Origin of the sequence: Aerolutibacter ruishenii, assembly GCF_007830115.1 — a bacterium.
Taxonomy (GTDB): Bacteria; Pseudomonadota; Gammaproteobacteria; order Xanthomonadales; family Xanthomonadaceae; genus Aerolutibacter; species Aerolutibacter ruishenii.
In genome coordinates, this window is the sequence record NZ_VLKP01000005.1 from 131,227 (window position 1) to 155,702 (window position 24,476).

Annotated in this window: 22 protein-coding genes; 9 read left to right on the plus strand and 13 right to left on the minus strand. The window is 66.5% G+C overall.

Translation table 11 applies throughout. The features are described from left to right. The 5 genes from lapB to cmk all read right to left on the minus strand — a co-directional run bounded on the left by lapB (position 1) and on the right by cmk (position 4,503). Positions 1-1,179: a lipopolysaccharide assembly protein LapB gene (gene lapB / locus IP93_RS07435; protein WP_144813907.1), complete on the minus strand. Its 1,179-nt coding sequence runs from the start codon at positions 1,177-1,179 to the stop codon at positions 1-3. Between the two features lie 2 nt (positions 1,180-1,181). Further along, on the minus strand, positions 1,182-1,445 hold the full coding sequence (locus IP93_RS07440; protein WP_144813909.1) for a lipopolysaccharide assembly protein LapA domain-containing protein: 264 nt from the start codon (positions 1,443-1,445) through the stop codon (positions 1,182-1,184). A 94-nt stretch (positions 1,446-1,539) separates the two neighbouring features. Next, entirely contained in the window at positions 1,540-1,842 is a 303-nt protein-coding gene (locus tag IP93_RS07445) for an integration host factor subunit beta (protein WP_144813911.1), read from the minus strand. A gap of 91 nt (positions 1,843-1,933) precedes the next feature. Beyond that, positions 1,934-3,622 carry a 30S ribosomal protein S1 gene (rpsA, locus tag IP93_RS07450; RefSeq protein WP_144813914.1) on the minus strand — a complete coding sequence of 563 codons (1,689 nt, stop codon included), beginning with the start codon at positions 3,620-3,622 and terminating at the stop codon, positions 1,934-1,936. A 200-nt stretch (positions 3,623-3,822) separates the two neighbouring features. Next, complete coding sequence (gene cmk, locus IP93_RS07455; protein ID WP_144813915.1) at positions 3,823-4,503, minus strand: (d)CMP kinase; 681 nt, start codon at positions 4,501-4,503, stop codon at positions 3,823-3,825. Between the two features lie 275 nt (positions 4,504-4,778). Here cmk and ykgO point away from each other — a divergent pair, with 275 nt between their 5' ends. The 5 genes from ykgO to IP93_RS07480 all read left to right on the plus strand — a co-directional run bounded on the left by ykgO (position 4,779) and on the right by IP93_RS07480 (position 8,825). Continuing rightward, positions 4,779-4,904, plus strand: a complete 126-nt coding sequence (ykgO, locus tag IP93_RS07460; protein ID WP_007508267.1) for a type B 50S ribosomal protein L36 — start codon at positions 4,779-4,781, stop codon at positions 4,902-4,904. A gap of 198 nt (positions 4,905-5,102) precedes the next feature. After that, positions 5,103-5,486, plus strand: coding sequence for a hypothetical protein (locus IP93_RS07465; protein WP_144813918.1), 384 nt, complete (start codon positions 5,103-5,105; stop codon positions 5,484-5,486). 12 nt (positions 5,487-5,498) lie between these two features. Then, complete coding sequence (locus IP93_RS07470) at positions 5,499-6,536, plus strand: agmatine deiminase family protein (protein ID WP_144813921.1); 1,038 nt, start codon at positions 5,499-5,501, stop codon at positions 6,534-6,536. A gap of 167 nt (positions 6,537-6,703) precedes the next feature. After that, positions 6,704-7,594, plus strand: a complete 891-nt coding sequence (locus IP93_RS07475) for a carbon-nitrogen hydrolase (RefSeq protein ID WP_144813925.1) — start codon at positions 6,704-6,706, stop codon at positions 7,592-7,594. A gap of 10 nt (positions 7,595-7,604) precedes the next feature. After that, on the plus strand, positions 7,605-8,825 hold the full coding sequence (locus IP93_RS07480; protein WP_144814212.1) for a TraB/GumN family protein: 1,221 nt from the start codon (positions 7,605-7,607) through the stop codon (positions 8,823-8,825). A gap of 79 nt (positions 8,826-8,904) precedes the next feature. Here the strand turns inward: IP93_RS07480 and IP93_RS07485 are convergent, their stop codons facing one another. The 4 genes from IP93_RS07485 to IP93_RS07500 all read right to left on the minus strand — a co-directional run bounded on the left by IP93_RS07485 (position 8,905) and on the right by IP93_RS07500 (position 17,778). Continuing rightward, positions 8,905-9,999 (minus strand): DUF5694 domain-containing protein, encoded by a 1,095-nt coding sequence (locus IP93_RS07485; RefSeq protein ID WP_144813927.1) that lies wholly within the window; start codon positions 9,997-9,999, stop codon positions 8,905-8,907. Positions 10,000-10,073: 74 nt separating this feature from the next. Continuing rightward, positions 10,074-13,172: an efflux RND transporter permease subunit gene (locus tag IP93_RS07490; protein WP_144813929.1), complete on the minus strand. Its 3,099-nt coding sequence runs from the start codon at positions 13,170-13,172 to the stop codon at positions 10,074-10,076. Continuing rightward, positions 13,169-16,636 carry an efflux RND transporter permease subunit gene (locus tag IP93_RS07495; protein ID WP_242006797.1) on the minus strand — a complete coding sequence of 1,156 codons (3,468 nt, stop codon included), beginning with the start codon at positions 16,634-16,636 and terminating at the stop codon, positions 13,169-13,171. The genes IP93_RS07490 and IP93_RS07495 overlap by 4 nt, the downstream gene beginning before the upstream one ends. A gap of 14 nt (positions 16,637-16,650) precedes the next feature. After that, positions 16,651-17,778, minus strand: coding sequence for an efflux RND transporter periplasmic adaptor subunit (locus IP93_RS07500; RefSeq protein ID WP_144813932.1), 1,128 nt, complete (start codon positions 17,776-17,778; stop codon positions 16,651-16,653). 251 nt (positions 17,779-18,029) lie between these two features. On the opposite strand from IP93_RS07500, the gene IP93_RS07505 reads away from it, so the two are divergent. Together IP93_RS07505 and IP93_RS07510 are read left to right on the plus strand one after the other, a co-directional pair. Continuing rightward, positions 18,030-18,413, plus strand: a complete 384-nt coding sequence (locus IP93_RS07505) for a c-type cytochrome (RefSeq protein ID WP_144814217.1) — start codon at positions 18,030-18,032, stop codon at positions 18,411-18,413. A 14-nt stretch (positions 18,414-18,427) separates the two neighbouring features. Next, positions 18,428-18,877: a c-type cytochrome gene (locus IP93_RS07510; RefSeq protein ID WP_144813934.1), complete on the plus strand. Its 450-nt coding sequence runs from the start codon at positions 18,428-18,430 to the stop codon at positions 18,875-18,877. A 127-nt stretch (positions 18,878-19,004) separates the two neighbouring features. Here IP93_RS07510 and IP93_RS07515 read toward each other — a convergent pair whose 3' ends face one another. From IP93_RS07515 to IP93_RS07525, 3 genes are all read right to left on the minus strand, one after another. Beyond that, the gene (locus IP93_RS07515; protein WP_144813937.1) at positions 19,005-19,421 is read right to left on the minus strand and encodes a DoxX family protein; all 417 of its coding nucleotides are present in this window, start codon (positions 19,419-19,421) and stop codon (positions 19,005-19,007) included. Positions 19,422-19,563: 142 nt separating this feature from the next. Then, positions 19,564-21,342 carry a hypothetical protein gene (locus IP93_RS07520; RefSeq protein WP_144813940.1) on the minus strand — a complete coding sequence of 593 codons (1,779 nt, stop codon included), beginning with the start codon at positions 21,340-21,342 and terminating at the stop codon, positions 19,564-19,566. Positions 21,343-21,358: 16 nt separating this feature from the next. Next, positions 21,359-21,955 (minus strand): NfuA family Fe-S biogenesis protein, encoded by a 597-nt coding sequence (locus tag IP93_RS07525; protein WP_144813943.1) that lies wholly within the window; start codon positions 21,953-21,955, stop codon positions 21,359-21,361. A 102-nt stretch (positions 21,956-22,057) separates the two neighbouring features. Here IP93_RS07525 and IP93_RS07530 point away from each other — a divergent pair, with 102 nt between their 5' ends. Together IP93_RS07530 and IP93_RS07535 are read left to right on the plus strand one after the other, a co-directional pair. Then, positions 22,058-22,399, plus strand: a complete 342-nt coding sequence (locus IP93_RS07530) for a 4a-hydroxytetrahydrobiopterin dehydratase (protein ID WP_144813945.1) — start codon at positions 22,058-22,060, stop codon at positions 22,397-22,399. A gap of 42 nt (positions 22,400-22,441) precedes the next feature. Continuing rightward, positions 22,442-22,879 carry an energy transducer TonB gene (locus tag IP93_RS07535; protein WP_144813948.1) on the plus strand — a complete coding sequence of 146 codons (438 nt, stop codon included), beginning with the start codon at positions 22,442-22,444 and terminating at the stop codon, positions 22,877-22,879. A gap of 114 nt (positions 22,880-22,993) precedes the next feature. On the opposite strand, the gene IP93_RS07540 is transcribed toward IP93_RS07535, so the two are convergent. Next, positions 22,994-23,977: an RluA family pseudouridine synthase gene (locus IP93_RS07540; RefSeq protein ID WP_144813950.1), complete on the minus strand. Its 984-nt coding sequence runs from the start codon at positions 23,975-23,977 to the stop codon at positions 22,994-22,996. Between the last annotated feature and the right edge of the window lie 499 nt (positions 23,978-24,476).

Here is a 24,476-nt window from a genome sequence, read left to right on the forward strand (position 1 = left end):
TTACACCACCGCGTAGTTGAGGAGGGGCTTCACCGACCCCCACTCCTTGCAGCTCGGGCACTGCCAGTGGTGGCTGCGCGCCCCGAACCCGCAGCGATTGCAGCGATAACTGGGGTTGCGTACCAGCAACTGGTCGGTGATGTGCTTGAGGTCGACGAGGGTGGCCGTGGGATCGGCGCCTTCGGCCAGCGACAGGTCGATCAATGCCGCTTCGCCGCGCACGGATGGCCTGTCCTTCAACTGCTGCGCCAGATAGGCACGCGCGGCGGGCACGCCGTCATCGGACTCCACCATCCGCGTCAACGCCAACACAGGCGAAATGCCACGATAGTGCTCGGTCATCTCGGCAAGGAACTTGCGCGCCCCGGGGGTATCCCCTACCCGCTCATAACTTGCAAGCAGGGATGGCAGGATGTCGGGCAGGTAATCCGGATCCATTCGCGCCGCTCGCTCGAAAGCCCGGATGGCGCCAGCGTCATTGCCGCTTTCCGTCTCGATCCGGCCTTCGATCATCCCCGCGCGAACCGAGTTGGCGTCGGCTTCGTAGGCGCGCGCTACCGCCGCGCGTGCGGCGTCCATGTCGCCTGCGGAGCGATGACGCTCGGCGATCTCGCACTCGAACTGAGCGACCAGCTTGCCCATCGACTCGCCGGTAGCGGCCTCGTACTGGCGGGCGTTCTCGATGGCCTTGTCCCAGTCGCGCTCGGCCTGGTAGATGCCGATCAGGTGGCGCAAGGCCAGCGGTGCGCGGGCATCCAGCGCCGCCAGGTCGCCGAAGACGGTTTCGGCGCGATCCAACAGGCCCGCGCGCATGTAATCCTCGCCCAGCGCGAGCAGCGCCTGGACCTTCTGGGCGTCATTCAAGCCCGGGCGCTGCGCCAGCGCCTGGTGCAGACGGATGGCCCGGTCCACCTCACCGCGACGACGGAACAGGTGGCCCAACGCCACCTGGGTCTCGAACGTGTCCTTGTCCAGCTCCGCGATATGCAGGAACAGGTCGATGGCCTTGTCCGGCTGCTCGTTGAGCAGGTAATTGAGGCCGCGGAAATAGGTGGTCGACAGCCGGCTGATCTGGGTGCTGCTGTGGCGCTCGCCACCGCGACGACCGATCACCCAGCCACTGGCTGCCGCCAAGGGCAGCAACAGGAAAAACCAGAACCACTCGCTGATGAACGCCATCGTCAGGCCTCGGGGGATGGTGGAGTGGCCGGCGCCGCTCGCGCGGCGCGCGACAGGCGACGACGGAGTGGCATGACCACGCCAAACGTGACCGCAAGGCCGCCCACCAGCACGCCCAGCAACAGGGACACGATCAACGCGACACCCAACGTGGTCGGCACCGCGGCAAAACCAACGTCGACCAGGGCGGCCTGCCGGTTCAGCGCACCCAGGGTCGCGCCGACCAGCACGCAGGCGACGGCCACCAGGATTCGGATCAATCGCATGCCGGGCTCCGTGGCGTGGACGGTCCGGTTAGCTTAGCCGACCTGACGGGCCTCGTTCAGTCACTGCCAGCGTTTTTTCGCGCGGCCGACTGGCTTAGACCTGCTCGTCCTGCGGTGACACATCGCTGACGCGCTCGCGCAATTCCTTGCCGGGCTTGAAGTGTGGAACATGCTTGCCCGGCAGCGCCACCGACTCACCCGTCTTCGGGTTGCGGCCCAGGCGCGGCGGGCGGTAATGCAGGGAAAAACTGCCGAAGCCACGGATCTCGATCCGCTCCCCGGACGACAGCGAGCCGCCCATCATCTCCAGCAAGGCCTTCACCGCCAGATCCACGTCGTCACCCTTCAGGTGGGCCTGACGCTGCGACAGGATCTCGATCAGTTCGGACTTGGTCATGGAGTTCGCGGTGCTCGCAGGGATGGAACGGCCTACATGCGGAAGGCGGCCCGACCGTAGCCGGGCCGCCTCCGTTACTGCTCAGGACTGATTACTCGCCCTTGTTGCCCAGCTGCTCGCGCAGCAGCGCACCCAGCTTGGTGGTGCCGCTGGAGGCCTCGGCGGACTGGCGGTTGTAATCGGCCATTGCCTCGGCCTCTTCCGCGTAGTCCTTGGCCTTGATCGACAGCTGCATGGAACGGCCCTTGCGGTCGTTGCCGATGATCTTGGCTTCGACTTCCTGGCCGACCTTCAGGTGCTGCGAGGCGTCGTCGATGCGCTCGCGGGCGATGTCGCGGGCCGCGATGTAGCCCTCGATGCCGCCTTCCAGCTCGACGGTGGCGCCCTTGGCGTCGACTTCCTTCACGATGCCCTTGACGATCGAGCCCTTGGCGTTGGAGGCAACGAAGTGGCCCATCGGGTCCTGCTCCAGCTGCTTGATGCCCAGGCTGATGCGCTCGCGCTCCGGATCAACGGCCAGCACCACGGCTTCCAGCGTGTCGCCCTTCTTGTAGTTGCGGACCACGTCTTCGCCGGTGGTGTTCCAGCTGATGTCCGACAGGTGCACCAGGCCGTCGATGCCACCGTCCAGGCCGATGAAGATGCCGAAGTCGGTGATCGACTTGATCTGGCCTTCCACCTTGTCGCCCTTCTTGTGCAGCACGGAGAAGGTTTCCCACGGGTTGCTGGTGACCTGCTTCATGCCCAGCGAGATGCGGCGACGCTCCTCGTCCACGTCCAGGACCATGACCTGGACCTCGTCGCCGACCTGCACGATCTTGGACGGATTGACGTTCTTGTTGGTCCAGTCCATCTCGGACACGTGCACCAGGCCTTCCACGCCCGGCTCGATCTCGACGAACGCACCGTAATCGGTGACGTTGGAGACCTTGCCGAACACGCGGGTGTTGGCCGGGTAGCGACGGGCGATGTTGTCCCACGGATCCTCGCCCAGCTGCTTCAGGCCCAGGCTGACGCGGTTGCGCTCGCGGTCGTACTTGAGCACGCGGACGTCGAGCTCGGCGCCGACTTCAACGACTTCGGACGGATGGCGCACGCGCTTCCAGGCCATGTCGGTGATGTGCAGCAGGCCATCGATGCCGCCCAGGTCGACGAACGCACCGTAATCGGTGAGGTTCTTGACGACACCCTTGAGGATGGCGCCCTCGACCAGCTTCTCGAGCAGCTGCTCGCGCTCTTCCGAATGCTCGCTCTCGACCACCGCGCGGCGGGAGACGACGATGTTGTTGCGCTTGCGGTCCAGCTTGATGAGCTTGAACTCGAGTTCCTTGCCTTCCAGGTAGGTCGAGTCGCGCACCGGGCGCACGTCGACCAGCGAACCCGGCAGGAAGCCGCGGACATCCTTGATGTCGACGGTGAAGCCGCCCTTGACCTTGCCGCTGATGCGGCCGGTGATGGTCTCGTTCTTCTCGAGGGCTTCCTCGAGTTCGTCCCACACCATGGCGCGCTTGGCCTTCTCGCGCGACAGGACGGTTTCGCCAAAGCCGTTCTCGATGGAGTCGAGGGCAACCTTCACCTGGTCGCCGATGCCCACGTCGATTTCGCCGGCGTCGTTACGGAACTGTTCGATCGGCACGATGCCTTCGGACTTCAGGCCGGCGTTGATCACGACCACGTCGCCGCGGACGTCGACAACGGTACCGACGACGATGGCGCCCGGCTTCAGCTTGGTCAGGAATTGCTGACTCTGCTCGAACAGTTCTGCAAATGATTCGGTCATTGGAGTAATACTCGGTTGAACACACGGGCCGCACCGGTTGGCAGGCCATCTGGATTGATGGTCAAGCAAGCCGTGGTCGACCCACCCATTGATGTGGTGCGATGTGGCTGCACCATGTGTTGGTTGGTCATATCCGCCCGCGGGATTGCGGGTCGGGGCTTCTGCTGCGAAGGATTCCGCCTGTGGCGTGAAGTGGAACGTCAGCGCGCCGGCACGATGGCCAGCACGCGTTGCACGACTTCGTCGATGCCTTGGCCGGTAGTGTCGATGTGGACGGCGTCATCGGCCGGCCGCAACGGAGCCACCGCGCGACTGGCATCGCGGGCGTCACGGGCAAGGATCTCCCGTAGCAGACCGTCAAATGTAACGGAAACCCCTTTATCCTTCAACTGCTTATAGCGCCTCCCGGCCCGCTCCTCGGCGCTGGCGGTCAGGAACACCTTGAAGGCGGCATCCGGGAAGATGACCGTACCCATGTCCCGACCGTCCGCGACCAGCCCCGGGGCTCGGCGGAACGCCCGCTGCCGGTCCTTGAGCGCAGCCCGGACCTCCGGCACGGCGGCGATGGCCGAGGCAGCGGCGCCCGCGGTCTCGGTGCGCAGTTCATCGGTGGCATCGACCCCGTCCACGATGATCCGCAACTCGCGGGTGTCTTCGTCTTCGATAAAGCGGATATCGGTATCGAACGTGCACCGAACCAGCGCCGACGGGTCGGCGAGGTCAATGTCGCCCCACCCGGCAGCCACCCCCACGGCGCGGTACAGCGCGCCTGAATCCAGGTAGTGCCACCCAAGCCTCTGGGCGACGAGCCGACTGACAGTGCCCTTGCCGGAGCCGGAGGGACCATCAATGGTGAGTACGGGGATTTGAGTCTCTGTCATGCCGGAGATTATGCACCCCACCACCCCTGCTTTTGCTTTCCCCTCCGGCACCGGATGGCAGGGTGGGTGTCGGGGCGCATGGGGTTGCGGAAAGCAGGCCATGGATGGCCTGCGTCGGCGACTCGGCGCAGGATGCGCCGACGGAGCCGAGCAGCGACCCCATGCGCCCCGACACCCACCCTGCCCCCCCAACTACTCAACCACTTGAACATACTGAAAAACCCAAGCTAGAATAGCGGGCTAATTTTCCCCATTCCCGTTTGCCGAGGTCTGTCATGAAGGTCCTGAACTCCCTGAAGTCGGCGAAGGCCCGCCACCGCGACTGCAAGGTCGTTCGCCGCCGTGGCAAGGTCTTCGTGATCTGCAAGTCGAACCCGCGTTTCAAGGCGCGCCAGCGCTGAGAGCCGCGGCGGCGCCCCTGCCCGGCATGCCCGGAGCGGGTCGGCACCACGACCGGAAAGCCGCCGCAAGGCGGCTTTCCGCGTTATGGGCCGTACCGCGGGCCATCCCCGGGAACTGATAGCGTGACGTCCGCACGCTGCCGCGCCCCCGGTGGCTGTGCGTACAATCCTGCAAACCACCAGGTAGGGAGTGCCACCATGAAGACCCGCATCTTAGCCGCTTCGCTTCTTACCCTGCTGGGCCTGGCAGGGGCTGCCGTCGCCCAGGACACCGCTGTCATCGACGCCAGTGGCCAGGCCAGCACGGTGACCACGGGCGATACGCTGCTGATCGAGCGCGTGCAGGATGAGAACAAGGCGGCCATGCCGGCCCGTGGCATGACCATGGCCCAGGTGGAAGCCCGCTACGGCGCCCCCGGCGAAAAGCTGGAGCCACGCGGCGGCCAGAAACGCCAGTGGCCGACCATCAATCGCTGGACCTACCCCGATTTCGTCGTCTACTTCGAAAAGTCCAAGGTCATCGATGCCGTCGCCGTGAAGGCGGATGCGACCGAGGTCGGCCCGAAGCCCCCTATCCGTTGATTTCGCCTACCGATGACCGATAACGCCCTGCGCTTCCCCGCGGAATGGGAACCCCAGTCCGCCGTCCTGATTGCCTGGCCCAATGCCGACACCGACTGGGCCGACCGCCTCGGCGATGTGGAAGAAACCTACATCGCGCTGGTCGCGGCCATCACCCGCTTCCAGCCGGCGCTGGTGTGCGTGGCCGATGATGACGTGGAAGCGTATGCCCGCGCCCGCCTTGCGTCGGCACGGATCGATATGGGCCGCGTCACCTTCATCACCGCACCGTATGACGACACCTGGCTGCGCGATTCGGGCCCGATTTCGCTCAAGCGCGCCGGGGGCGGCTTCACCCTGCTCGACTTCCGGTTCACCGGCTGGGGCGGCAAGTACGAAGCGAACCAGGACGACGAACTGGTCGAGCATCTCGACGAACAGGGAATTTTCGTTAACAGTGATCGGCAACGCATTGATTTTGCACTGGAAGGCGGTGCGATCGAAACCGATGGCAACGGCACCCTGCTGACAACCTGGAAGTGCCTGAGCGAACGCCATCCGGGCCATCCACGGGAGGAGTTGACCGCCAAGCTCGCCGGCTGGCTGCACCAGGATCGCGTGCTGTGGCTGGATCACGGCTACCTGGAGGGCGACGACACCGACGCCCACATCGACACCCTCGCCCGTTTCGCGGCAGAGGACGCGATCGTCTACCAGGGGTGCAGCGACTCCAGCGATGACCATTACGCGGAGCTGCAGGCAATGGCCAGGGAACTGGCGGCGCTGCGCACGCGCAATGGCGAGGCGTACCGCCTGTTCGAGCTGCCGTGGGCCGAGCCCATCCTGGACGAAGGCCGGCGACTGGCCGCGAGCTACGCCAACTTCCTGATCGTCAACGGCGCGGTGCTGATGCCAGCCTATGGCGACAAAGCCGATGCCGATGCCGTGGCCGTATTGCAGAAGGCGTTCCCGGACCGGGAGATCGTGTCGGTGCCCTGTCGACCGCTGATCTGGCAGAACGGCAGCCTGCATTGCATCACCATGCAATTGCCGGCGGGCCTGGCCGCCTGACCCCGCTGGGCGGGTGCGCCGCAATGGCGCACCTTGTCGCGCGTTGCCCCATGGAGCGCATCGGGTGAACCACCCGAGCGCGTCGTCAGCAGCACCCTCATCCCCGACCCGGCACAATTAGGCGCCGCATTGATGCGCCTGTCGCCCCGCACCGGAGACCACTCCCGATGGCCAAGCCCACCACCCTCCCCGTCGCCCTGATCCAGGACCGCGACCACGGCAGCCGCGAGGCCAACCTCGCCAACATCGAGGACCGCGTGGCAGAAGCCGCCAAGCGCGGCGCCCGGCTGGTGCTGCTGCAGGAGCTGCACAACGGGCCGTATTTCTGCCAGCACGAGTCGGTCAACGAGTTCGACCTGGCCGAGCCGATCCCGGGTCCAAGCACCGAGCGCCTGGGCGCGTTGGCGAAGCAGCACAAGGTGGTGCTGGTGAGCTCGCTGTTCGAAAAGCGCGCCGCCGGCCTGTACCACAACACCGCGGTGGTGTTCGATGCCGACGGCTCGACGGCCGGCAAGTACCGCAAGATGCACATTCCGGACGATCCGGGCTTCTACGAGAAGTTCTATTTCACCCCCGGCGACATGGGCTTCGAACCGATCAACACCTCGGTCGGCCGCTTGGGCGTGATGGTGTGCTGGGACCAGTGGTACCCGGAAGGTGCGCGGCTGATGGCGCTGGCCGGCGCCGAGATGTTGCTGTACCCGACCGCGATCGGGTGGGACCCTACCGACGAACAGGCCGAGAAGGATCGCCAGCGCGATGCATGGGTGTTGAGCCACCGCGGCCATGCCGTGGCCAACGGCCTGCCGGTACTGTCGTGCAATCGCATCGGCCACGAGCAGTCGCCGATGGACGCGGCGGGCATCGATTTCTGGGGCACCAGCCACGTGCTCGGACCGCAGGGCGAGTTCATCGCCGAGGCAGGAACCACCGATGCCGAAATCCTGATGGCCGAGGTCGACATGGGACGCAGCGAGCATGTGCGCCGCATCTGGCCGTTCCTGCGCGACCGCCGCATCGATGCCTACGGCGACCTGTTGAAGCGCTACCGTGACTGATACCAACCCGATGACCCTCGAGAACGGAGCCCCTGCCAACGGCGGCTGGCGCGATCAGCCGCACGAGATCGTGGAGCGTGACGGCGTGCGCTATACGCTGCTGGGCACGGCGCATGTCTCGCGGGCGAGCGTGGATGCGGTGGTCGATGCGGTGAAGAACGGCACGTTCGACGCGGTGGCCGTGGAACTGGACCCGCAGCGCCTGCAAGCCATGACCGACCCGGACGCGCTGGCCAAGATGGACCTGGTGCAGGTCATCCGCAACGGCAAGACCGCGCTGTTCGCGGCCAACCTGGCGCTGGCCGCCTACCAGCGCCGCCTGGCCGAGCAGTTGGGCATCGAACCGGGCGCCGAGCTCAAGCGCGCCGTGCTGGAAGCGCGCCAGCGCGAGCTGCCAGTGCACCTGATCGACCGTGAAGTGGGGCTCACGTTCAAGCGTGCCGCCGACCGGCTGGGTTTCTGGCAGCGCGCCAAGATGGGGGGCGGCCTGCTGGCCGGCCTGTTCGTCGACGAACAGGTGGCTGACCACGACATCGAAAAGCTCAAGCAGGGTGACATCCTGGCCTCCAGCTTCAGTGAATTCGCCTCCGACAGCCCGGAGCTGTACGACACGGTCATCGCCGAGCGCGACCGTTACATGGCGGCACGCCTGCGCGAGACCCATGGCGATGCACGGGAAGTGCTGGCGGTGGTGGGCGCGGGCCACGTGCAAGGACTGGCGCGGCACCTGCGCGAGGAGCCGCGCGCGCCCGAAATGGTTCGCGAGGAGCTCGAAGCGCTACCGAAGAAAAGCGAAATCCCGTGGTTCACCATCGCCCTGGCCGTGTTCGTGCTGGGTGGATTTGCCTGGGGCTTCTACCGTGGCGGCCTGGACGTGGGGTCGGACCTGCTGCTTCAGTGGGTGATCGCGACCGGCGCACTGGGCGCCATTGGTTGCGCGGTGGCCGGTGGCCACCCACTGAGCATCCTGGTGGCCTTCATCGCCTCGCCCATCACGCCGCTGCACCCCGCGCTTGCATCCGGCACGCTCAGCGCGCTGACCGAGGCATGGCTGCGCAAGCCCACCTATGCCGATTTCATGGCCCTGCGCGATGACGTGCAGCATGTCACTGGTTGGTGGAAGAACCGTGTTGCGCGCGTGCTGCTCAATTTCTTCCTGACCAGCCTGGGCACAGCGATTGGCGTGTGGACGGGTGGATTGAAGATGCTGGGGACGCTTTTCGGCGGCTGATCATCACGTAGCCGGCCACTTTTGCTCGGGCTGCGGGCCCGGCACCTGCATCACGGTCCCCTTGCGCCGATTTTGCCCGTCAGTAGCCGCGGCGGTCTGGCACTCGTGCGCCATCGCTTGCGAACTCGTCCAACTGGCGGACGCGAACACCGATGGAACGGTTGAGATAATCGTCGAAAAAGGGCTTGTGGCTGGCACCCACGATGACCAGCACACGCCCGCCCGGGTGCTGGCTGACCACACGCAGGATATTGGACACCATTACCAGGTTGCGCACGTCCCACAGGGCAATGCGTGCCTGCCCGGGTTTGCGCGGCAGGTCGCGGTCGACGAAGAGGCGCCATTCCTCATCCAGGGTCAGTGCGCTGTATTCGGCGCTGTTCAACCACAGGTACAACGGCAGCAGGTCGTTGCCGCCGATGGCATTGCGCGTGCGCTCCCCGGCTTCCTTTACGACGCGCGCATCGGTCTGGAACGCCGCGTAGGCCTTGGACTGGCCGACGACGGGCAACAGCGCGTCAAAGACCGGCCCATACAGATCAATGCCAGGATGGTCGTCCATGCCATGGACGCGCGCCAGCTGGAACTGGCTGGCCAATCGTGCACCGATCAGCTCGTTCTCGTTGGTTGACCGGGCCAGCGCTGCGACCCGCGTGCCCAGCGCCCCATCCAGCTTGTTCGCTGGCCACTGGCGGGCGTGATACCAGCCAAGATAATCCACCCAGGGCTTGTCCCATGCCGCCGCCGCGAGGCGGATGCAACGCTGGCTGGCGTCCGGCGTGGCAGGAAGGGCCGTCACGCATTCGGCAGCCAATGCCTTGCGCGCGCCCGCCGGGTCAACGCCCAGCGCACGTTGCTGCTCCGTCGCCAGTGCCAGGAACGATTTCCCGACGAACGAATCCAGCGCCTCGGGGTGCAGGTCAGCCTGTTGCTGCATCGCCTCGATGGCGTGCGCTGGCAGGGCCTCCACCACCACGGCAGCCGGCGCAAAACGCGACAATGCACCCACCAGGCCTTCGACATGACCGGGCGTCATGCCCTCGAGGCTCCCAAGGTGGCTCGTGGCCAGCACCAGGACCTCGGCAGGCGCATCCATGCGCTGCTTCAGGCCCTGCACGGGGGATTCCTCTGACTGCGCCACGAACGTCGTCACCAGCGCCAGTACGGCCAACATGGACGACCACTTAGATCTTGAACGGTTCACCCTCGACCCCTCTAGCTGAGCTTGGCGGCTGGTGGATATGGTGGTTACTTCACGGACAGGGCGGCGACCGATGCACCAACAGGCGCATCACCCTTCCTGCGGCGTGCGCGGCGCAGCAGACCACCGCTGCCATGCCCGATGTCGTCCAGGATGGCGTACACGGTGGGCAGGAACAGCAACGTGGCCACGGTGGAGAAGGCCAGGCCGCCGGCGATCGCACGGGCCATCGGGGCGTAGGCGATGCCATCACCGGTGCCCTGCGACATCGCGATTGGAATCATCGCCAGGATCGCCGTGCCCATGGTCATCAGCACCGGGCGAAGGCGCTCGCGGCAGCCCTCCACCAGCGCCTCGGTCCGCGACAGGCCACGGCGGCGCAGGTTGTTGATGTGTTCGACCATCACGATGCCGTTGTTCACCACCACGCCCATCAGCACCAGGATGCCGATGAAGGCCATGATGTTGAACTCGGTCCCGGTCAGCCAGAACAACCAGAACACGCCGAATACCGAGAACACGACGCCCGACATGATCGCCGAGGGGAACAGCAGTGACTCGAACACCGCGGCCATGACCACGTAGACCATCACCAGCGCGATCAGCAGGTTGAAGATCATCTGTGTGACCATCTGGCTCTCGTCGAAGAACTGCAAGGTCTCGAAGGTGTGGCTGTAACCGGCAGGGAACGTGATCGACTTCAGCGTTTCCTCCACCGCCTTGCGCGCCTCCGGCATGGTGGTCTTGCCATCGGGCGCAGCTTCCACGGTCAGCGTCGTCTGGCGGTTGATGCGGCGGATCTGGCTTGCAGCCTCGCCCGGCACTACGTCGACCATCGCCAGCAGCGGCACCTGGCGGCCATCGGTAGCGCGCACGGTGAAGGACGCCAGTTCCCTGGCGCCGTACTGTTCGGCACCGGCGAAACGGACCCATACCGGCACCTCGGTGTCGCCACGGCGGAAGTCGCGCAGCCGTGCACCGCGCAGCGCCATGCCGACGAAGGTACCCACCTGCTCGGTGGTGAAGCCAAAGGAGGCGGCACGTTCGCGATCAATGCGGACCTGGACTTCCTGGTTGCGATCACCGGTGTCGACGCGCACGTCGCGCAACTCCGGACGCCGCTCCAGCACCGGCAGTATGTCGCGGGCGATGTCGTTCAACATCTGGGTGGAGTCGCCCACCAGCCGGAACTGCACGGATTTCGGTGGGCCGCCACCGCCGCCGCCATCCTGCTGCCCCACGATCAGGCTGGCCCGCGCCGATTTGGGCAGTTCGCGGCTGATCCGGTCGACCAGCGGCTTCAACTCACCCTTGTAGCCTTCGTCAAATGTCACGCGGGTGCCACCCCATCCCTGCTCGCTGAACCAGGAGTAGATCTGGGTAATGTGGTAGTCCTTGCGCCGCGCGTCCAGGAAATCCTCCACGCGCGCCACTTCGGCCGACATCTGCTCGACCGTGTAGCTGCCGTTCCACTGGTAGCCGATTTGCGTCTCGGCCTCCTCGTCACCACCAAACATGTTGTATTTGGTCAACATCACCGGGGCCACGCTGATGGCGACCATCAGGGCCACCCCCAGCAGGCTCTTGCCGCGATGCGCGAGGCTCCAGTGCAGCAGCTTCGCGTAGCGGTCCTGCAACCGGTGGATGACGCCGGTGCGCGCGGTCAGCGCCGGCGGCGTTTTCAACCGCGCCGACAGCATCGGGATCAGGCTCACCGCCACCAGCCACGAGGCCAGCAACGACACCGAGATGGTGATGGCGATCTGCGACAGGTAGATCGCCAGGATATTGCGCTCGCCAAACAGGTTGGGCACGAACACGATGCAGTGGCACAGCGTACCGGCGGACAGCGCGATGGCCACGTGCCGCGTGCCCAGGATCGACGCCAGGCGGGGATTGCCTGGGTTTTTCTCGCGCTCCTGGTAGATGCTCTCCACCACCACGACCGCGTTGTCCACCAGCATGCCCACGGCCAGCAGCAGGCCCATCATCGACAGGATGTTGAGCGTGACCCCGGCGAAGTACATGAAGCCCAGGGTCATGATGAAACAGATCGGGATGGCCAGCGACACCATCAGCGTCGACGGCCAGTGGCGCAGGAAGAAGTACAGCACGATCACCGACAGGATCAGGCCGATGGCGCCGGCTTCGGCCAGTTCCAGCAGCGAGTCGGTCACCACTGCGCCCTGGTCGTTGATGGTCTTGACCTGGATGCCCTGCATCGAAGGCTCGCTCTGGATGCGCTCGACCTCGGCCAGCACCTGTCGCGAGACATCCACGAGGTTGGCGCTACGTTCCTTGAACACATCCAGGCCGACCGCCGGACGGCCGTCCAGGCGGCGGCCCATCTCGTTGCGCGCGGGCTTCAGGTGCACCTCGGCCACGTCGCCCAGGCGCACGTTGCCCGACAACACCAGTTCACGTAATTGTTCCAGAGATTCAAGCTCGCCGACTGGCTGCACGCGCAGCCGCTGGCCTCCGTCCGTGACCTGGCCCGCCGACACGGAGAAGTTGAGGTCGCGCAGGCGCCGGTTGAGGTCGTCCAGCGAAAGCCCATGGGCACTCAACCGCTGCGGGTCGATCGCCACCTCCACTTCGTTGGCGGTCGCGCCCGAGACCCGCACCTGTGCCACCCCAGGCACGCGTTCGATGCGCCGCTTGAGCTCGCGATCGATCAGGTCGTAGGACTTGGACAGGTCCAGCGTCTCGCTGGCCAGGCGGATTGCCAGCACCGGCTCGTCGTCGGTACTGGCGTTGCCCACGAAGATGCGCGTCAGCTCATCCGGCAATTCATCGCGGATCGCATCGATGCGTTCGCGCGCCTCGGACGCGGCGATCTTGACGTCGCGCTCCCAGTCGCTGAACAGCACCATGATGTTGGCGCCGTTGGCCGTTGCGGTGCTCTGGATGTTGCGAATGCCCGGCAGCGTGGCAAGCGCCTCCTCCGAAGGCCGTACGAGCGTGCGCTCCACCTCTTCCGGGGTTGAGCCCTGGTAAGGCATCTGCATGAAGATGACGGGAAAGGAGACCGAGGGAAAGGCCTCCAGCGGCAAACGGATCGCGGCGAGCAGGCCCACCACCACCAGGGTCACGAAGAACATGACCGTGGTGATGGGCCTGCGGATGCTGAGTTCGGCGATGCTCATCCGGCCATCCCCGCATCCGCCGCGATGGCGCCTTCGTTCTCGGAACGTGCCTGGCGGGCGCGACGGCCGCGCTCCAGCCAGTATTCCTCGGAGCGGCGGTCCAGCAGGTCGTAGACCACCGGGATCACCAGCAGGGTGAGCAGGGTGGACACCAGCAGGCCACCGATCACCGTGATGGCCATCGGCGAGCGCACTTCGGCGCCCTCGCCCACGGCAATCGCCAGCGGCAGGAAGCCGAACAGCGTGCACAGCGTAGTCATGGCGATCGGGCGCAGGCGCGAGCGGGCACCTTCGACCAAAGCGTCGCGCTTGGCCACGCCGGTCTCACGCAACTGGTTGACCTTGTCGATCAGGATGATCGCGTTCTTGGTCACCAGGCCCACCAGCAGGATCAGGCCGATGAACACCACCACCGAGATCGAGTTGCCGGTGACCAGCAGGGCCAGCACCGCCCCCACCAGCGCCAGCGGGATGGTGAAGAGGATGACGAACGGATGCAGCAGCGATTCGAACTGGGAGGCCATGACCAGGTAGACCATGAACACCGCCAGCGCGAAGGCGAACAGCAACGAGCGCAGCGAGGACGCGAGTTCTTCGCCCTGCCCGCCCACGTGCATGCCGATGCCGGCACCCAGCGGGTTGGCCTCCACCATGTCGCCGACTTCCTTCACCGCCGTGCCCAGATCGATGCCGTTGAGGTTGGACGACACCACGGCCACGCGCACCTGGTCGGCACGGTGGATCTCGCTGGGACCGGTGGTCGCGACCACGTCGGCCACCGCGTCCAGCGTCACCGGCCGGGCGCTGCCCGGGTTGACGACCAGACGACGGATGTTCTCCACCGAATTACGCTCGTTTTCCTGCGCGCGCACCAGCACGTCGATGCGGCGGTCGCGGAAGCTGTAACGGGTCGCCACCTCGCCGCGCACCTGTCGCACCACCGCGTCCGAAAGCTGGCGCGTGGTCAGGCCCAATGCGGCCGCGCGCACCTGGTCGAAGCGGATCTGCACTTCGGGGAAGCCCTGCTCAACCGTGGATTTGACGTCGGTGTAGTGCGGGTTGGCACGCAGCAGTCCGGCCAGCTTCTGGCCCGCCGCCCGGATCTCTTCCAGGTCCTGTCCGCGCAGTTCGATCTCCAGCGGCGTGGAGAAGCTGAAAAGCTCGGGGCGGCGGAAGTCCACCTGCGCACCTGGATGGTGCTTCATCGTTTCGCGCAGGCGGTTGGTCGTGGCGGCCTCGACCGCCTCGCTTCCGCCGCCTTCCATGATGATCGACAGGCGGCCGATGTTCTCGCCGCTTTCAGTCGGGCTCGCGTCCAGGCGGGTACCCGTGCCGCTGAATCCGTAGATCGCACGCACACCCGGCTCCTTGGCGTGTGCGACCTGTACGTCACGCACGACGGCGTCGGTATCGCCCAGCGGCGTGCCGGGCGGCAGCTTCACCATCATCTCGAAGCGGTCCTGCGCAAGTTGCGGGATCAGGTCGGTGCCCAGCATGGGCAACGCGGCCAGCGCCAGCAGGAAGGCCACGGCCGATCCGGCAAGCACCATCTTCGGGCGCTGCAGCGCACCAGGCAGCAGGCGCAGGTAGCCGCGTTCCGCGCGGCCGTAAGGCGCCATCGCCAGGTCGCTGGCCTTGCGCATCACCGGTGCGACCACCGCGACGATTCCACGCCACGCGCGGATCACCAGCCAAGCGAGGCCGAAGAACGCGCTGCGCACGCCCCAACCCAGCCCGCGGCCGGTCGCCGCAAGCGGCTTCTGCCAGCGTTTTTCCGGCTCCCAGCCCGGTTGCGCCGGCTCCTCCGGGAATGCCAGCGGCGCACGCCCCTTCAGCGAGCTCAGCATCGGGATCAGCGTCATCGACACGACCAGCGAGATCGCGATGGCAATCGCCACGGTCAGCGCCTGGTCGCGGAACAGCTGCCCAGCGATGCCCTCGACGAACACCAATGGCAGGAACACGGCGATGGTAGTCAACGTGGAGGCCACCACGGCCATGCCCACTTCACGGGTGCCGGTAATGGCGGCATCCAGGATGCCCAGTCCGCGCTCGCGTGCCTTGGCGATGCTCTCCAGCACCACGATCGAGTCATCCACCACCAGGCCCGTCGCCAGCGCCAGGCCGCCTAGCGACATCACGTTCAGGCCCAGCCCGAACTGGCCCATGAAGAAGAACGTGGCGATGATCGACACCGGCAACGACAGGCTGATCACGAACGTGCTCCAGCCATCGCGCAGGAACAGGAAGATGATCAGGATGGCGAGCGCGCCACCGATCACCGCGTCCTTCTTGACCTCGTTGACCGAGTTGCGGATGAACTTCGACTGATCCTCGATGACGGTCAGTTCCACGTCGGCGGGCAGCGACTTGCGGACCTGTTCCAGGCGCGCGTGCACGGCATCGGCAGTGGCCACGGTGTTGGCGTCGCCTTCCTTGTAGACAGCGAGCTCCACCGTTTCACGACCGCCCAGGCGGATGATCGATTCACGCTCACGATAGCCCTGGCGGACTTCGGCCACGTCCTTGAGGCGCACGGGCAAACCACCCGCGACCACGGAGTTTCCGCCGCCCGAGGCACTCTGCGCGGCCGAAGCCGCCGCCATCGCATCGGCCGAACCGGTGGCGGCCGCCACGCGGGCCATCTGCAACATTGCATCCTGGGCGGCGTTGTTGCCCGCGCTGCGCACGGTCAACAGCAGTTCGCCCATTTCCTCGACGCTGGCGAACTGGTTGACGGTGCGCACCAGGTACCGCTGGGATCCTTCCTCCAGGCGCCCGCCGGAGACGTTGACGTTCTCCTGCTTCAAGCGGTTGATGACCGTATCGACGGACAGCCCCATCTGCGCCATCCGGCGCGGGTCCACTTCCACCTGCACTTCGTCCTCGAGGCCGCCGCCAACCTTGACGGCAGCGACGCCGCCCACCGGCTCCAGCTTCTTCTTGAGGTCGTCGTCCGCGTAGCGGCGCAGCATCACCAGTTCGCGCTGGTCATCACTCTTGCCCTTGGCCGACAGCGCCAGCCGCAGGATCGGTTCATTGGAGGGATTGAAGCGCAGCAGCACCGGTGGCTTGGCTTCCTGCGGAAGCTGCAGCATCTCCATCTTGTCGCGCACGTCCAGGCCGGCACGGTCCATGTCCGTGCCCCACGCGAACTCCAGCACCACGTCGCTCTGCCCCGCGCGGGACACCGACTTGAGCTTGCGCAGCCCCTTCACGACGCCCAGTGCCTCTTCCACGGGCTCCGAGATCAGCGTCTCGATCTCGGCCGGCGCCGCGCCGGTGTACTCGGTGCGCACGGTCAGCGTCGGGTAGCTGAGGTCTGGCAACAGGTTGACCTTCAACCCGCTCAACGCGATCAGGCCGAACAGCAGGAAGGTCAGGGTCACCATCGCCACCGTCACGCGGCGGCGGGTGGAGAACTCGACCAGGTCGAAAGAGCGCGCGTCCGAAGATTGCGTCACGGGAACGTCTCCAGTTACTGCTTGTTGGAGGCAGGCTTGGCGGTAGCGGTCTTGGCGGACGCCACCGGCTTGCCGATCACGCTCACCACCGTCCCGTCACGCAGGGTGTTCTTGCCGGCGACGACCACTTCGTCACCCAACTGGACGCCCTTGCGCACTTCCACCCACTCGCCGTCCACGTAGCCCAGCTCGACCGGCACGCGCTGCGACTTGCCACCCTTCACCATGAACACCGCGGTGTCGGCCTCGCCTTCGAGCAGGGCCGTGCGCGGGATCACCAGTGCATCGGCGCGGTTGTCGTAGGCGATGGCGATGCGGCCGAACATACCCGGCTGCAGCACGCCCTCACCGTTGAACGAGCAGATCACACGGAAGGTGCCGCTGCCCGAATCCACCACCGGGGCCACGCGATCGACCTCGCCAAGGAAAGTCCGGCCTGGCAATGCGTCGGCCTTCAGTTGTACCGGCAGGCCGGCCTTGAGCGGGGCCAGTTCGCGCTCCGGTACGTTCAACACCATCTCCAGGCGCGAGGTGTCGACGATGCGGAAGATCGGGGTGTTGATCTGCACGAAGTTGCCCGGCTTGATCGACTTGGAGGCCACCACGCCGGAAATCGGCGCCACCACGTTGGCATACGACACCTCGAGATTGGCCAGGCGGTTCACCGCACGTGCGTTCTCAAGGTCGTAGCGGATGCGGTCGTGGTCGGCCGCGCTGATCAGCTTCTGCGCCATCAGCTGCTGGGCACGCGCGAATTCATTCTGCAGCTTGTGCATCTGCGCCGCGCTCTGCGCTGCCTGCAGCGAAGCCCGGGCCGCGTCCAGCCGCACCAGTACTTGTCCGGCGCGAACCTGCTGTCCTTCCTCCACCAGCACGTCCAGCGCCACGCCGGAGGTCTTGGCCACCACCTGCGATTCGCCGCGGGCCTCCAGGGGCGCCGTGCCGCTGTAACTCGCGGCCACGGATCGGCGGGTGGCCTTGGCCACTTCCACCGGGACCGACTCGGCCTCGACCTTGTCCGGAGCCTTGGCCTGGGCGTCTCCGTTACCGCCCTTGCAACCCACCAGGGCCAATGCGCATGCCAACGACAGCGCACCCGCGCGCAGCATTCCGGATCCGTGGGAGAGGTTGATGGGACGCATGATGGTGACCTTGATAAGGGGATGGGCCGGACACTTGTGCCGGTGTTGTATCAAGGTAGATCACCCGTTCGTCTAAACCATGCGCCAGAGGTCATGGTGACCGTCGCCATGGACAGATGTCCGGGCCAGTGCGCCATGACTTCAGTCAAACCATGGGTAGCGGCTATACTCCAACGCTTGTGCGCGGCCTTGGGCCCCGCCCAACCAGCCTTGAACCCTGCCAGCCACACGAGATTGCGGACTACGACATGATGCGACTGCTGACGATCGCCGCCTGCTTCGCCCTCACCACGGTTGCGTTCGCGACCATGGCCCAGGACGCCCCGGCGCCCGAAGCCACCCCCGTTGCGGCCCCGGCCGCCGCCACCGCGCCCGTCGCGGCCAAGGGCAATGCCGAAGCCGGCCGCGCCCTCGCCTACACCTGCATGGGCTGCCACGGCATCACCGGCTACAAAAACGCCTACCCCAACTTCCACGTCCCCAGGATCGGCGGCCAGTCACCCGAGTACCTGGGCAACGCGCTGCACGAATACCGGAAGGGCAGCCGCAAGCACCCGACCATGCAGGCGCAGGCGCAGAGCTTCAGCGACCAGCAGATCGCCGACATCGCCGCCTTCCTTTCCACCCTGAAGTGAGTGAGCTGACGCACATGACGACCCATCGCTTTGTCCAAGGCGCCCTCGCCATTGCCCTGCTCGCCAGTGTCGCCGCGGTTGGCTGCGCCAAGAAGGAAGAGGCCCATGCCCCGGTCGAAGGCGCGCACGCCGCTGAAGCGCCCAAGTCCTCCTCAGCCGGCCTGCCGGACGGCCACATCGCCGCTGGCGAGGAGCTGGCCAAGGCCAAGGGCGCAACCGGCCAGTCGTGCGTCGACTGCCACGGCACCGAAGGCAACGCCCCGATCGACCCGAGCTACCCGAAGCTGGCCGGCCAGTACGCCGATTACCTTGCGCACGCCCTGACCCAGTACCGCAGCGGCGACCGCGAGCATGCACTGATGTCCGTCCAGGCCAAGAGCCTGACCGACCAGCAGATCGCCGATCTTGGCGCCTACTTCGGTTCCCGCAAGGGCGAACTGCGCGACCTGCAGGGTTTGCAGTAATACCGGCGTACAGGGGCCATCCCGGCCGCACACTTCATCTGGAGCCCGCCTGTGCGGGCTCCAGTCGTTTCAGGAATCCGTAAGTCACCGCGTTCCCGGCGGGCCTGCAAACCGACGCACACGCGAACTAGCCGCAGATCACGCAATCGTCCGTCGATGCGGATTCCGGCTTGTGCCGCCAGGCATCCACGCTGAATGCACCGCCGCCGCTGGCCACCAGCATCAGCAAGCCGCCTGCCATTGCCGCCTGCTTGCTCAACTGGATGAACTGGTTCTGGTCGGTGAAATCACCGTAGAGCATGAGTCCTGCCAGCAAGGACGCCACGGCCAGCACGCTGGCCACGGCCCGGGTATACACGCCCGCCAGCAGCGCCACGCCTCCGACCAACTGCAGCATGACCGCCAGCGGGATCAACCCAGACGGTAGTCCAAGCGCCTCCAGCGACTGCTGTGCCTGCGGGTAGTGCAACACTCGCCCCGCCCCGGACAGGATCAACAGTAGCGCCAAGCCAGCGCGCCCCAGCAACAGGTAAAGATGGCCCATGGCGGCACCTCGTGCGACAACGCTGCGAGGCCGGCTCCGGGATGGAGGCATGTGGTGCCCCGTGCGATGCCTCACAGTCTGGCCGCCACCACCAGGCTGTTCAATGCGCGCACTGGCAATCGATTGTTCTACAGGCGGAACATCAACCGCCCGGCGGCTGGCCGGGTCGCAGGCTGCCATTGTCGTCCTGCAGGTGCGGTTTGAACGGGACGTCCGGTGGCGGTCGCGCCGACGCTGGCTGCTCGTTGAGATTGGGGTCGGTGATCCCGCAGGCGCCCCCCAGTGCCAGCAACACCACGGCACACCGGATCCGTTTGTTGGTCCCCGGTATCGGGATCAGCACTTCCTTGATGCTCTTGCGCACCCACTCGGCCAGCAGGGTCTCGTTGGGCACCCAGTACTTGTCGAAGGAGGTCGGCTCGAAATCGGTTGGCTTGCGCTTGAGCCAGGTGCCCGCCCGATCAAGATTGGCAATCTCCTGGGTGATGGCACCCGGCGGCATGCCCGGGGACGCCGAGCCCGGCCCATCTGCCAACCGCACGCTGCCATCGGCATTGAACACGCCCGGTGCCACGCCACGCTGCCCGCCCGGCGTGTTGTGTGCCGAGTCGCCCCAATCATCGGCGCGGGACGGGGTGGCCCAGGAACCTGGCGCAGGTTGTGCTTTGGGTCCTGTGCCGGGCGAGGCCATGCCCGGGGCCCGCACGGCCGGTGCCGCTCCTGGCGTGGGCGCCGAGGATGAGGAGGCCGGTGCGGTCGCAGACGTGGCCGCCCGCCCCGACGTGCTCGCTGTCAGCCGTGCTGGAGCCGTCGCCTGCCTGCTCGTCGCTGCAGGCGTGGTGGAAGGCCCCGTCGAAGATTGGGCCGGGACCGGTGCCGGAGCCCGTACCTCGCGTTCGCGGACGGAAGGGGTTCGCGCGGCCAGTTCGCGCACCGCGGGCGATCGCAATTCCACCACGCGTGGCGATGGCGCTTGGACCGGTGCCACCACGTCCCGCGCCACCATCTGCGGCGCTCGCGCCACCAGCGGTCGTGCAGCCGGCGTGTCCGTTTCGACCAGCGGCACATGGGCGCGGACGGGCGCGGCGACCTCGCGCTCCTGCACCTGTGACGCATTGGCCTGCAGCGCCCGGGGTGCCGATTCTGGACGTGGTGCCACCGTCCGCGGGGGGGGCAGTACGAATACGTCCGTACTGTCCGGCACCGGTTCGCTTACCGCCACGGCCTGCGCCTGGGATGCTGCTGGTTCCGGCGGCGCTGCCACCTCGCGCTCGCGGACCTCCAGCGGCGCGCCCGTCAACTCGGGGGCCGGCGAGTTCGCGTCAACCACCTGAGCCGGCACTTCCGGGAACGACCCGGCGTCCACTTCAGTGTCAACGGGCGGTTGCGCCTCCCGTGCGATCTCGCGGGACGGCGTCGCGGGCGAATCCGGGGCCGGGTCCGCAGGTGCCTCCGGTGCGCCGCCGCCCACCTCACCCGGCGTGCCTTTGCCCATGAACTCCACCTGCACCACCTGCTCGCCCTGCGGTGGCGGCTCCATCCCGAGGAACTGCAGGTACATCAACCACACCAGTGCGCCGGCAAAGAACAGGTTGACCAGTACCGAGAACACGGCCGCGGCCCAGCGCACGTGGCGCTCTTCACGCGGGGCCGGATGCCACTGCTGACGCCAAAGCGTGGAAAATGACTGCCAGCGGCTGAGCAACACCGCACGCTCGGGCGGCAAGGGCAATGGGCGTTCCACCAGCACGCCCACCACGTCCTCAGGGCGAGCACCGGTAACCGCGCCCACACGCTGGGACATCGACTGCAGCCAGATCTTCCAACCTTCCGGGAATTCGCCGGGAGGGTGGTGACGATGCGCGTTGAGCCGCCACCTGCGATGCAGGGCTTCGATGAAGGCGGCGGCGGAGTTCGTCAACGGCGCCGCGCCCGGATCACGTCGCGTTTTCGCGGCTGATGTAGGGCGCCGCACCGCTGTCGTGGTCGGTCGCATCGCGCACCGCGATCACGCCGGGCACCTTTTCTAGCAGCGTCTTCTCGATGCCCTGCTTGAGGGTCACATCGGCCATGCCGCAACCGTGGCAGCCGCCACCGAAACGCAGCACGACCACGCCTTCGGCCGTCACTTCCTGCACGGCGACGCTGCCGCGGTGCATCGCCAGTTGCGGGTTGATGTCGTGCTCGACCACCCACCGCACGCGCTCCACCAGGGACGCGCCTTCGGCTGGTGCCTGCCCCTTTATCTTGGGCGCACGGATCTGCAGCTGGCCGCCGGTGGCCTGGGTCTCGTAATCGATCTCCGCGCCATCCAGGAACTTGACGCTGCCGGCGTCCAGCCACAGGGTGAAACCTTCGCAGTCCACCGCCCATTCGTCACCGCCCAGGTCGGCGGGCTCGGCAAATTCAAGCCGCACGTCGGCCTTGGAGGTGCCCGGATGCACCGCGGACAGCTTCACGCCCAGCCCCGGCAGGGACTCGCGCTCGATCAGTTTGCGGAAATGGGCCTGGGCGGATTCGGAAATCTGGATCATGGGGCTATTCTAACGGCGTCCGGTGGCGCGTAGGCCATCCGTAACCCGCTATGACCCTGCGCGATGTGATCGGTTCACATGCCCGCGCTGCAAGGAGCCCGCATGAACGACCTCGTCCCCCTCGCCAACGCCCACTGCATCGCTCGCCGTGGCGTGGAGCACCGACTTTCGCCGGCCAGCATCCGCGAATTCATGCCGCAACTGCCCGGTTGGGAGTTGGCCGAGGATGGCCACGCGCTGGTGAAAACGTTCCAGTTCGACGACTACTACCGGACCATGGCGTTCGTGAACGCGTTGGCGTTCGTAGCCCATCGCGAGGACCACCATCCGGACCTGGGCGTACACTACAACCGTTGCGTGGTGCGTTTTTCCACCCATGACGTAGGTGGCTTGAGCGAGAACGACTTCATCTGCGCAGCCAAGGCCGAAGCCCTCGTGGGCTGAGCGACGCAGCCGCTGACCCCGACAACACCCAGGAGGCACGCCATGAACCGCACCTTCGCCATCCACGCTGCCGTCTCCACCGCCGGCCTGCTGGCCGTATCGGCCCTGCTGGCGGGCTGCCAGCGCCCCTCGCACCAGGCCGACGAGAACTTCATCCCGCCCACGGCCCTCATTGCCGTGGACACCTCGCCACCGGACTACCCACTGGACCTGGCCTGCTCGCAGGTGGGTGGCTCGGTGGAACTGCTGGTGACGGTGGGTCCGGAAGGCACGCCGACCGACATCCGGGTCGCACGCACCAGCAAGGTCCCGGCGCTGGACGCGTCCGCGGAGGCGGCGGTGCGTAACTGGAAGTTCAGGCCTGCCACCCGCAACGGCCAGCCAACCACCGCCAAGCTGCAGGTCCCGGTGAAGTTCACCCCGCCGGCTGAAATGCCCGAAGATTGTCCCGGGACCGAGAGCGAAAGCCTCCAAGGCTAATCAGCCGGGCTGCCTGGCAACAGGCGTTGCGCCGTCTGCCCATGCACCCTACGACCGGGGGCGGCATTAGGTCATTCGCGCGCCGCCTGGCTCCCGGCGCGCCCGGGCAACGGCTCAGCCAAGCCGGTCCAGTACGTCCAGCAGTTCCGGTGCCAAGGGCGCGGTCAGCGCGTAGGGCACCTTGCCGCCATCCAGCGCGAACTCCAACGAGGACGCGTGCAGGAACAGCCGCCTCAGCCCGACCTGCTCGCGCAGGCGCTTGTTGACCGCCGGATCGCCGTACTTGTCATCGCCCGCCACCGGGTGGCCGATGTGCTGGGCATGCACCCGGATCTGGTGGGTGCGCCCGGTCTCGATCCGCACTTCGCAATACGACTGCCCGCCGCGGCGCTCCAGCACCTTGAAGTGGCTCAGCGAGGCCTTGCCGTCTCGGTGCACCTGCACGTGGCGTTCGCCGCCCTGGCGCAGGCCGATGTGCAGCGGCGCGTCCACGGTCATGACCCCATCGGGCATGCGGCCGGCGAGCAGCGCCAGATAGCGCTTGCTGATGCCGCCCTCTTCGCGCATCAATCCCTGCATCTCCTTCAGGGCCGAGCGCTTCTTGGCGATGATCAGCAGCCCGGACGTGTCGCGGTCCAGCCGGTGGACCAGCTCCAGCGTCTGCCCCGGACGCAGCGCACGCAGGGTCTCGATGGCGCCGAAACTGATTCCGCTGCCGCCATGGCTGGCCACGCCCGAGGGCTTGTTGATGGCCAGCAGTCGAGCGTCCTCGAACACGATCGAGGCTTCCATGGCGTCCAGGAAGCCCTTGGGCGGGGTCGGCTTTTCACCCTCTTCGGGCAGACGCAGCGGCGGAATGCGCACCTCGTCACCGCCGGCAAGCTTACGCTCGGGCTTGCCACGACCGCCGTTGACCCGCACCTGCCCGGAGCGAACCAGCTTGTAGATCAATGACTTGGGCGCACCCTTGAGCTGTCCCAGCAGGAAGTTGTCCAGCCGTTGCCCATCCCGGTCGTCCGGCACGCGCACCATGCGGGCCCCGGCACGTGCCTCGGCGGCCCCGTCAGCCGGGCCTTTGGGAATCTTGGGATGGGTCATCGGCAGGTGTTATCTGATACACTCGCGAAGCGAGATAAGGTTTTGATTTCGCAGGGAGTTGCAGAGCCGGGCATTGCGCGCCGGCCAACTGCGGCAGACTGGGGCCGAAAGCCCCTCCCCGCGATTCCGGTCCGTGCCTGACCCCTGCCCTCGGGGCAGCCATGTTAGCAGCGTCGGCCCGGCGGAACCCGCCCTCGCCCTCCGGGTCATACCGGTTGGAAGTGAACACGACCCGTGCGACGCAAGCGGCTCCGGCCGCGCGCTGTCGCCGGCCGCCCCGAGCGACGTTCGCGTCGCCGGCCCGCAACTTGGAAAGCAACAACAAGCGCTCCCGCGGCATGCCGTGGTGCTGTAGCGCTGGAAATTTTAGGTTCCATCGGCGCGCAAGGTGCAGTCCGCTTTGCAGGACGCAACGCCGCGACGGCGGAACGGAGTTCCAGAGGCGAAACGCCATGGCGTTCCGCGTGCCTGCCTTCGGGCGGGGTGAAGCGCGCGAGGA